Raw genomic sequence first — 7,032 nt, 5'->3', positions numbered from 1 at the left:
GGGGGACAGGCTGGCGGTATGATCACCGGATTTACGTGCCGGCGGTGGGGTTGTTGCGGTTGCCGTCGCGCGGAGCACCCCTCGTGAGGAGCCCTCGATGCCCGGTCCCGACACCGCCACCGCCACCGCCCGAGGCCGGGTCGGCGTGATGCTGCCTCGCGACCTGCCCGCCCGCGACCTGATCCCGTTCGCGCGCCGGGCGGAGCAGCTGGGCTTCGACGAACTGTGGGTGGTCGAGGACCTCGGCTGGCGGGGCGGCGTCGCCCAGGCCGCCACCGCCCTGGCCGTCACCGAACGGATCACCGTCGGCATCGGCATCATGCCCGCCGGCGCGCGCAACGTGTGCTTCGCCGCGATGGAACTCGCCACCCTCGCCCAGCTCCACCCCGGCCGGGTGGTGGCCGGCATCGGCCACGGCATGCCCGGCTGGATGCGCGCCGCCGGCGCCTGGCCGGCCAGCCCCGTCACCCTGCTCAAGGAGTACACCACCGCGCTGCGCACCCTGCTGCGCGGCGAGCCGGGCCCGGCCGACGGACGCTACGTGCAGTGCGCGGGCGTGCAGTTGACGGAGCTCCCGGAGGTGCCGCCGCCGGTGATCCTCGGCGTCCGCGGCCCCAAGTCGCAGGCCGCGGCGGGCGAGGTCGCCGACGGACTGCTGCTCGCCGAACCCGCCGCCCCCGCGTACATCGAGAGCTCACGCCGCCACCTCGGCCCCGGCGCCACCGTCGTCACCTATGACGCCGCAGCGGTGGACGAGGACGAGGACGTCGCGCTCGACCGGGTCCGCGAAGGCCTGGCCGCGGTCGGCGAACCCGACTGGGCCGCCCACCTCGCGCCCCTCCCGTTCGCCGCCGAACTCCGTGCCCACCGCGAGGCCGCCGCCGACGGCCCGGAGTTCGCCCGCACCCTGCCCGCCGACTGGGTCCGCGCCCTCGCCGTCGCCGGCACCCCCGCCCAGGCCCGCGCCGCCATCGCCGCCCGCCACGCCGCCGGTGCCACCACCGTCGTCCTCACGCCGGTCGGCCCGGACGCGCCGGGCTCGCTCGAGTCGCTGGCCCGAGCCCTGTGACGAAGCTGCGCGCCGTCGGCTACTGGTGGTCCGCGCAGGCGCCGCACCTGCCACACCCGGCCCGGATGGTGGACGAGAGCTGGGACGGGGAGGAACGGTCGCTGGTCGGGATGTACCTCAGCCAGGGCCAACTCGCCTGTCAGTTCATGGGCGTGTCCCGCTGCCGCCTGTGCGGCCGCGTCAACGGCAACGCCGAGCTGACGGACGGCACCTACCTCTGGCCCAGCGGCCTCGGCCACTACGTCGAGGAACACGCCGTCAGGCTCCCCGCCGAGTTCGTCCGGCACGCCATCGACCGCCTCGACGCCCTCGAAGCCCGCGAGATGGACTTCTCCTGGTGGGACCAGCAGACCGGCGCGGCCAGGGGCGACGGACCGGCGGCGCCGACGAGCAGCTGACGACCCGGCCCGGTGGGGGCGGGCAGTTCGGTAATCTCCTTGCCCCGTAGGTCAATTGGGCGGGGCTGTGGCGACGGGCGTGGAAGTTTGCGGTCGGTTACGTGTGCGCGCGGTTGGAGGGGTCATCGAGGCCCTTCGGAGGCGTAGGCATGTGCCGCAGCCGGGTGGGCATTTCCCAGCTGCCGGGCGATCGCGGTCCGAGATGACCCGCTTCGGCGGTGGTGCGACCCGATCGCTGCCCATCTGGTGGCGGTGGGCGGCCCCGGTATTGGGAACGCCTGCTTCAGCTTGTGATTTATCCGGTGCGGCGCGGGGCAGCGGCAGGCCGACCAGCTCAGCCCGCAGCCGCTCGACGTCCAGGCACCCCCGGTTCAGCGCGCCGTACAGGGCGCCGTGGCCGCGCCGGTGCTCAGGAGCCAGCGCCAGGCCGACCAGGGTCTTCACCGGGCCGTCGGTGCACAACACCGAGTCGGTCAGCTCGAACAGTGCGTCGCGCCGCCCGGTCAGGCAGTCGTAGAAGACCCCCCGGAAACGTGATAGCTCCGCGAACGGCTCGCGCTGCAGGTCTCGTTCCAGCAAACTCACCGCTATAGCCTTCGCGTCAAGTCCTGCCCCTCTTGGTCGAGTTAAGGATCACGTGAAGGCTGCATCGTCGTCCCGGAAATACCCGGACGAGAGATCACCGGGTCCGCTTGTTCGAAGCTGGACGTACATGAGCGCCTGCTCCCGCAGTCAAGGGAGCGGGGCCCACGGGTCGTCGTGCTCCATCGGATCAGGCTGTTCGGGGTGGAGCATCTCTCGGACACAGCGTTGCAGTCCCGTCTCCCCGGATCCGCCGGCGGCGGCCATCCAGGGCAGGTCGTCCATGGCGTGGGCGCGCTCGTTGGTGGCGAGGTCGCCGACGTCTTCGCGCAGGTCGTCGGAGGCGGGTTCGTCGGTCAGGCAGAGCCAGCCGATCGCGGCGGCCAGCCGGGCTTCGGGGGCTTGCGTTCGGTCCCGCCAGCGCTCTCGCATCCACATGGTGGTCGGCTGGTGGGGGTGGGTACGGGTGGCTTCGGCTGTGGCGAAGACCAGGGCGGCCTGGACGATCGGGTCCTGCTCGGCGTCGAGCTGGGCGCGGAAGGCGGCACGGACCGCGTGATCGAGGTCGGTGGCGGCAGCCAGTGCATAGGCGGCGCCGATCCGGATCGCAGGGTCGGGGTCGTGCAGAAGAGGCTTCAGGAGGGCGGCGTCGGCGGTGATCGCGGCCCGGGCGGCGGCAACCGACCAGCCCCGCCGGGTAGCCGGTCACCTCGACACCATAGTCGTCGTAGAGGTCGCCGTACTGGAGGTCAGCGCGGTGGAGCAGCAGTTCGTGGCGGGAGGCGACGCCGAAGTAGCGGGCGCGAGCCGGAAAGGAGACTTCAGCAAGCGCCTCGGCACGGTAAGGGTGGTGGGCGTCGGCAGCGATCCGGATCAGGAACGGCACGGCGAGCACGGCGGCCGCCCGCATGTCGTTGGCGCACATGCCGCTCACAGCACCTGTTCCGGTGCGAACGGGCGAGCCGCCGGCGTGGAGCACGTGTATGGCCTCCCTGACGTGATCGCCGTGCGGGAAGTTCTCCCACGGGACTTCGTCGAGCAGGAATTTGTCCTTGACCTTGGGCTCCATGGCGGCCACCATCGCACGCACATCGAACGGCCCGCCCACGAACGAGGACAGGTCTGCCCCCTCCGTCAACGCCCGGCACATCGCCAATGTTGGGTCGGTTCGCCACTCGCCCACGTCACATCACCCCGCCGCTGAGTCCGATCGGTGTAGATCATGCCCGAGCGGACCGGCATCGATGTCGAGGCACGTGGCTGGCACCGCAGGGGCGAAGGCGAGACCGGCAGTTCCGCAGGCTGGCCGCGCTGACGCTTGATCGTCACGATCGCCTGTTAAATCACAAGCTCAGTGTGCCGTCGTCGATGTGCAGACCGCAGATTGCCACCTGAGGCAGGGCGCACCAAGGGGGTGGAACTGTAGGCCGCGCCCCAGGCCTGACAAGTCGTCACCACCTGCCCAGGTGTTCCTCGAAGAACCCCCGCACCAGGCGGCGGACCTTCGGGATCGAGACCGTCGGTGCGATCCTTCCGATCACGGCGTTCCGCTCGGCCCGGGTGGTCAGTCCTGTGGCCTGGAGTTGCGGGATCGTCGCGGCGCAGTCGGTGAACACCCAGTGCCCGGCGTCGGCGATCCGCGCCGTGCGGACCCGGTGGCCGGAGCGGGCGGTGAGGGCGGACCAGGAGCGGTCCAACTCCGGGCGGTGGTCGAACCCTTCGGTGCCGAGCAGCAGGAGCGGGCGGTCCACGCCGTGCCGCGTGACCGGGAACGGCTCGGGGGTGCCGCCGGGTACCAACGGCGGATGGTCCAGGTAGCCCTCCAGGTTGACGGCGGCGCGCACCCGGCGGTCCTCGAACAGCACCTCCGCCGCGGCGCTCCCGCCCGCCGAGTGGCCGTACAGGCCGATGCGGCGCCGGTCGATCGTCCCCGCCAGGCCGCGCGGCAGCGGCAGTTCGGCCGGTCGGGCGAGGCGGTCGAGGACGAAGCGCAGGTCGGCGACGCGAGTGTCGATCATGGTGCGGAAGACCTCCGGGCGGTCCCGCGGGTCGCCGCGGAAGACCGTCGTCCGGACCGGCTCGTCCCGGAACGCCGTGGTGCCCGGGAACTCGACCGCCGCGCCGTCGCCGGGATGGTCGACCGTGACGACCACGGCGCCGTGACCGGCCAAGTCCTCGGCCAGGGACGTCCCCAGGCCGCGCGGATCGCCGCCGCCCGGACTGTACAGCAGCACCGGACGTCGGCCCGGCAGCGCCGGCGCGTCCGCGAACGAGTGGGACAGGGTGGCGGCCCAGTCCACTCCGGCGGCGGGGAGGCGGAGCGGGCCGTACGGGGCGACCTGGCCGAACGCGTTCGCGGTCGGCGGTGGCAGCTGCGGGGCCGGAGCGAGGCCAGTGAGGTCGCGGGCCGGGTAGAAGAACGTCAGCATCAACTCCCGTACGGGGACGGAGGAATCCCAGGGATCGCGCCGGGACGTGTCGACGACGTACACCGACCGGCACCCCACCGGGTGGCGGCCGGTCGGCGCGGGCAGGGTGAGGACGACGTCACCGGGGGCCGCAGCCGCAGCGCGGGCAGGGCGGGCGCCGAGTCCCAGGGTCAGTGCGGCCGAGCCCAGCAGCAGGGAGCGTCGGCCGATCGGGAAGTCAGAGGTCATGCCCGGCATGCTGGCCCGCCGGGCAGGACGGCGGCGATCCTTGAGGCTCCGGGCTCAAAGATGGCGCCCGCCGACACCAGGGGGCACCGTGATCCGGATCCACTTCGCGCCGGAGGACTTCACCCGGGTCCGCCTCGCGCCCAGGCCCGCGCCGCTCCAGGAGCTGAACGTCGCACTCGGGCTGATGTGCCGTCAGGACGGCGAGCTGCTCCACGGCACCTGGCGGAAGCGAATGCTGCGCACCCTGCCGCCGGCGGTTCTGCCGTTCGCGGACCTCGTCCCGGCCGGGCGGCCGCCGAGCTTCCTGGACGTGGTGACGGACTCGCTGCCGGACGCGCTGGAACAGCTCCGCTCGACGCCGGCCGAAATGGTCGCCGCCGAGTTGGAACGTGTGTACGCGCGAACGCCCGTGCCGGCGTGGATCGGTGAGCTGCGGCGCGGTGACGCCGGTGCGTGGCGGCTGGTCCTCCGGGCGCAGCGGGCGGCGTTCGAGGCGCTGCTCGGACCGGTGTGGGAGCAGGTGCAGGACCTGCACCGCGCCGAGTTCGTCCAGCGGGCCGTGCAACTCGCCGAGACCGGCGCCGGTCCGCTGCTGGCGGGGCTGCTGCCGGGCGCCCGGCTGAGCGGCGGAACCTGGGAACTGCCGGGCGCGCCAAAGGAGATCCGCCTCGACGGGCGCGGGCTGCTCCTGCTGCCGAGCTTCCACGGGGCCGGGGGGCCGCTGCTGTCGGACCTGCCGGACCGCCCGGTGGTGCTCACCTACCCGGCCGGGCCCGGCCTCCCGCCGCAGCCCGGCGGCCCCACGGGCCCGCAGGCGCTGGCCAAGGTGATCGGGCCGACCCGCACGGAGCTGCTCCACCAGCTGTCCGAGGACCGCACCACGACCGAACTGGCCCGCCGCCTGCGGGTCAGCGCCGCGACGGTCTCCGCCCACACCGCCGCGCTGCGCGGGGCGGGGCTGATCTCCACCGCCCGCGCCGGGAAGGCGGTGCTGCACCGCCGTACCGCGCTCGGAAGCCTGCTGGTCGGGGAGTGACGGTACGTCAGGGCGCGGACCGCCGGAACGGCCGGGCGCAGGCGCAGGCCGAGCCGGCCGCCGGGGGACGATCCTGATGGATCAGTGGGGCAGCTCGGTGTCCTTCGGAGTCCGGACGGCCGGGCAGTGGCTCGCCGTGGGGTCGGCGACCGCCGGCAGGTTCACCCGATCTGCTTCCAGGCAGGGGCGGCGCACCGGGTCGCTCCGGTGTCGATGCCGACCGGCTCGTGCCAGGAGGCCAGGCCGAGCAACTTGGAGCCCAGTTCGGTGAGTCGGGCGGTGGGGTAGCGGTTGGACTCGGGCAGGACCGGGTCGCCCACCAGGGTGCGGTTCCAGCGCGGGGTGTGCAGGTGGCGCCAGGAGTCGACGCGGGACCTGCGCAGCCGCTCGTGCTCCTCCAGGGCGGGCATCATCGACAGGTACTGCACGGCGCGCACGCCCTGCTCGGAGCGGTTGCGCGCGACGCCGTGCGCCAGCAGGCCGTTCCAGATCAGCAGGTCGCCGGGGTGCAGGTCCGGGCGGACGACGGGCAGTTCGGCGCGGTCGAGGTCGGGCCGGACGGGGTCGCGGTCGGCCGGCTGGGCGAGCTTCCACGGCTCGAACTGCCGGAACAGCTCCGGGCTGCAGTGGAAGCCGCCGGTCTCCGGCGAGGTCTCGTTGAGCGCGATGATGCCCTGCACGCGCTGCGGCGGGACGCCGAGGGTGGTGTCGATGTCCCAGTGCAGTTCGACGTCGTGGCCGCGGCCGGCGGGGTCGATCAGCGCCCGGTCGCGGTTGCCGCGGTTGGGCGGGTTCAGGTTGAGCCGGTCCAGGGTCACCCACAGCTCCTCGCAGTCCCAGATGTCCACGAAGGCGTCGTAGACCCGCTGGTGCTGCCGGCTGTCCCAGAGCAGCTGGTGGTGGTACGCCTCGACGAAGCCGTAGACGTGCAGCTGCTGGTCGAGTGCGGACCGGAACGGGCGGTCCATGAACCAGCTGTCCGGGTCCTCGGGGTCCAGGCCCTGGAACTGCCAGGCGAAGTCGAGCATCCGGCGGGCGTGCTCGGCCGGCACCGCCTCGCGGACGATGACGTAGCCGTAGGTCTGCCAGTGCGCGAAGTCCTCCCGGGAGAGCACGCGCAGCGGACGGGACTTGGCCAGTTCGCGCAGGGTGTGCTGGGCGAGGTACGACTCGCCGTCGGTGCTGAAGTACGGGCGGTCGCTCGGGGCCCGGAACAGGTGGGCGCGGCGGGACGGAACGGACATGGGAGAGCCCCTCCAGGGAGCCGGGCGGAAGGAGGAGGAACGGAGG

Annotated in this window: 7 protein-coding genes and 1 pseudogene; 4 read left to right on the top strand and 4 right to left on the bottom strand. The window is 73.0% G+C overall.

Annotated elements, in window-relative coordinates; translation table 11 throughout:
• Window positions 1-97: 97 nt before the first annotated feature.
• Window positions 98-1,069 carry an LLM class flavin-dependent oxidoreductase gene (locus IEZ12_RS22665; protein WP_189274076.1) on the top strand — a complete coding sequence of 324 codons (972 nt, stop codon included), beginning with the start codon at window positions 98-100 and terminating at the stop codon, window positions 1,067-1,069.
• Window positions 1,066-1,467: a hypothetical protein gene (locus IEZ12_RS22660; protein ID WP_189274074.1), complete on the top strand. Its 402-nt coding sequence runs from the start codon at window positions 1,066-1,068 to the stop codon at window positions 1,465-1,467. Before IEZ12_RS22665 ends, IEZ12_RS22660 begins: the two co-directional genes overlap by 4 nt.
• 309 nt (window positions 1,468-1,776) lie before the next feature.
• Here the strand turns inward: IEZ12_RS22660 and IEZ12_RS22655 are convergent.
• Both IEZ12_RS22655 and IEZ12_RS38900 read right to left on the bottom strand, forming a co-directional pair.
• A pseudogene (locus tag IEZ12_RS22655) lies at window positions 1,777-2,058 on the bottom strand (transposase); the annotation flags it as partial.
• Window positions 2,059-2,199: 141 nt separating this feature from the next.
• On the bottom strand, window positions 2,200-2,481 hold the full coding sequence (locus IEZ12_RS38900) for a hypothetical protein (protein WP_229847800.1): 282 nt from the start codon (window positions 2,479-2,481) through the stop codon (window positions 2,200-2,202).
• A gap of 223 nt (window positions 2,482-2,704) precedes the next feature.
• On the opposite strand from IEZ12_RS38900, the gene IEZ12_RS38890 reads away from it, so the two are divergent.
• Window positions 2,705-3,253: a hypothetical protein gene (locus tag IEZ12_RS38890; RefSeq protein ID WP_229847823.1), complete on the top strand. Its 549-nt coding sequence runs from the start codon at window positions 2,705-2,707 to the stop codon at window positions 3,251-3,253.
• Between the two features lie 247 nt (window positions 3,254-3,500).
• Here IEZ12_RS38890 and IEZ12_RS22645 read toward each other — a convergent pair whose 3' ends face one another.
• On the bottom strand, window positions 3,501-4,706 hold the full coding sequence (locus IEZ12_RS22645; RefSeq protein ID WP_229847798.1) for an alpha/beta hydrolase family protein: 1,206 nt from the start codon (window positions 4,704-4,706) through the stop codon (window positions 3,501-3,503).
• A gap of 88 nt (window positions 4,707-4,794) precedes the next feature.
• Here IEZ12_RS22645 and IEZ12_RS22640 point away from each other — a divergent pair, with 88 nt between their 5' ends.
• On the top strand, window positions 4,795-5,742 hold the full coding sequence (locus IEZ12_RS22640) for an ArsR/SmtB family transcription factor (protein WP_189274071.1): 948 nt from the start codon (window positions 4,795-4,797) through the stop codon (window positions 5,740-5,742).
• Window positions 5,743-5,903: 161 nt separating this feature from the next.
• Here the strand turns inward: IEZ12_RS22640 and IEZ12_RS22635 are convergent, their stop codons facing one another.
• Window positions 5,904-6,986, bottom strand: a complete 1,083-nt coding sequence (locus IEZ12_RS22635) for a phytanoyl-CoA dioxygenase family protein (protein ID WP_189274069.1) — start codon at window positions 6,984-6,986, stop codon at window positions 5,904-5,906.
• Between the last annotated feature and the right edge of the window lie 46 nt (window positions 6,987-7,032).

The organism is Kitasatospora griseola, assembly GCF_014648555.1.
GTDB lineage: Bacteria > Actinomycetota > Actinomycetes > Streptomycetales > Streptomycetaceae > Kitasatospora > Kitasatospora griseola.
This window is presented reverse-complemented; position numbering and strand designations above follow the sequence as displayed.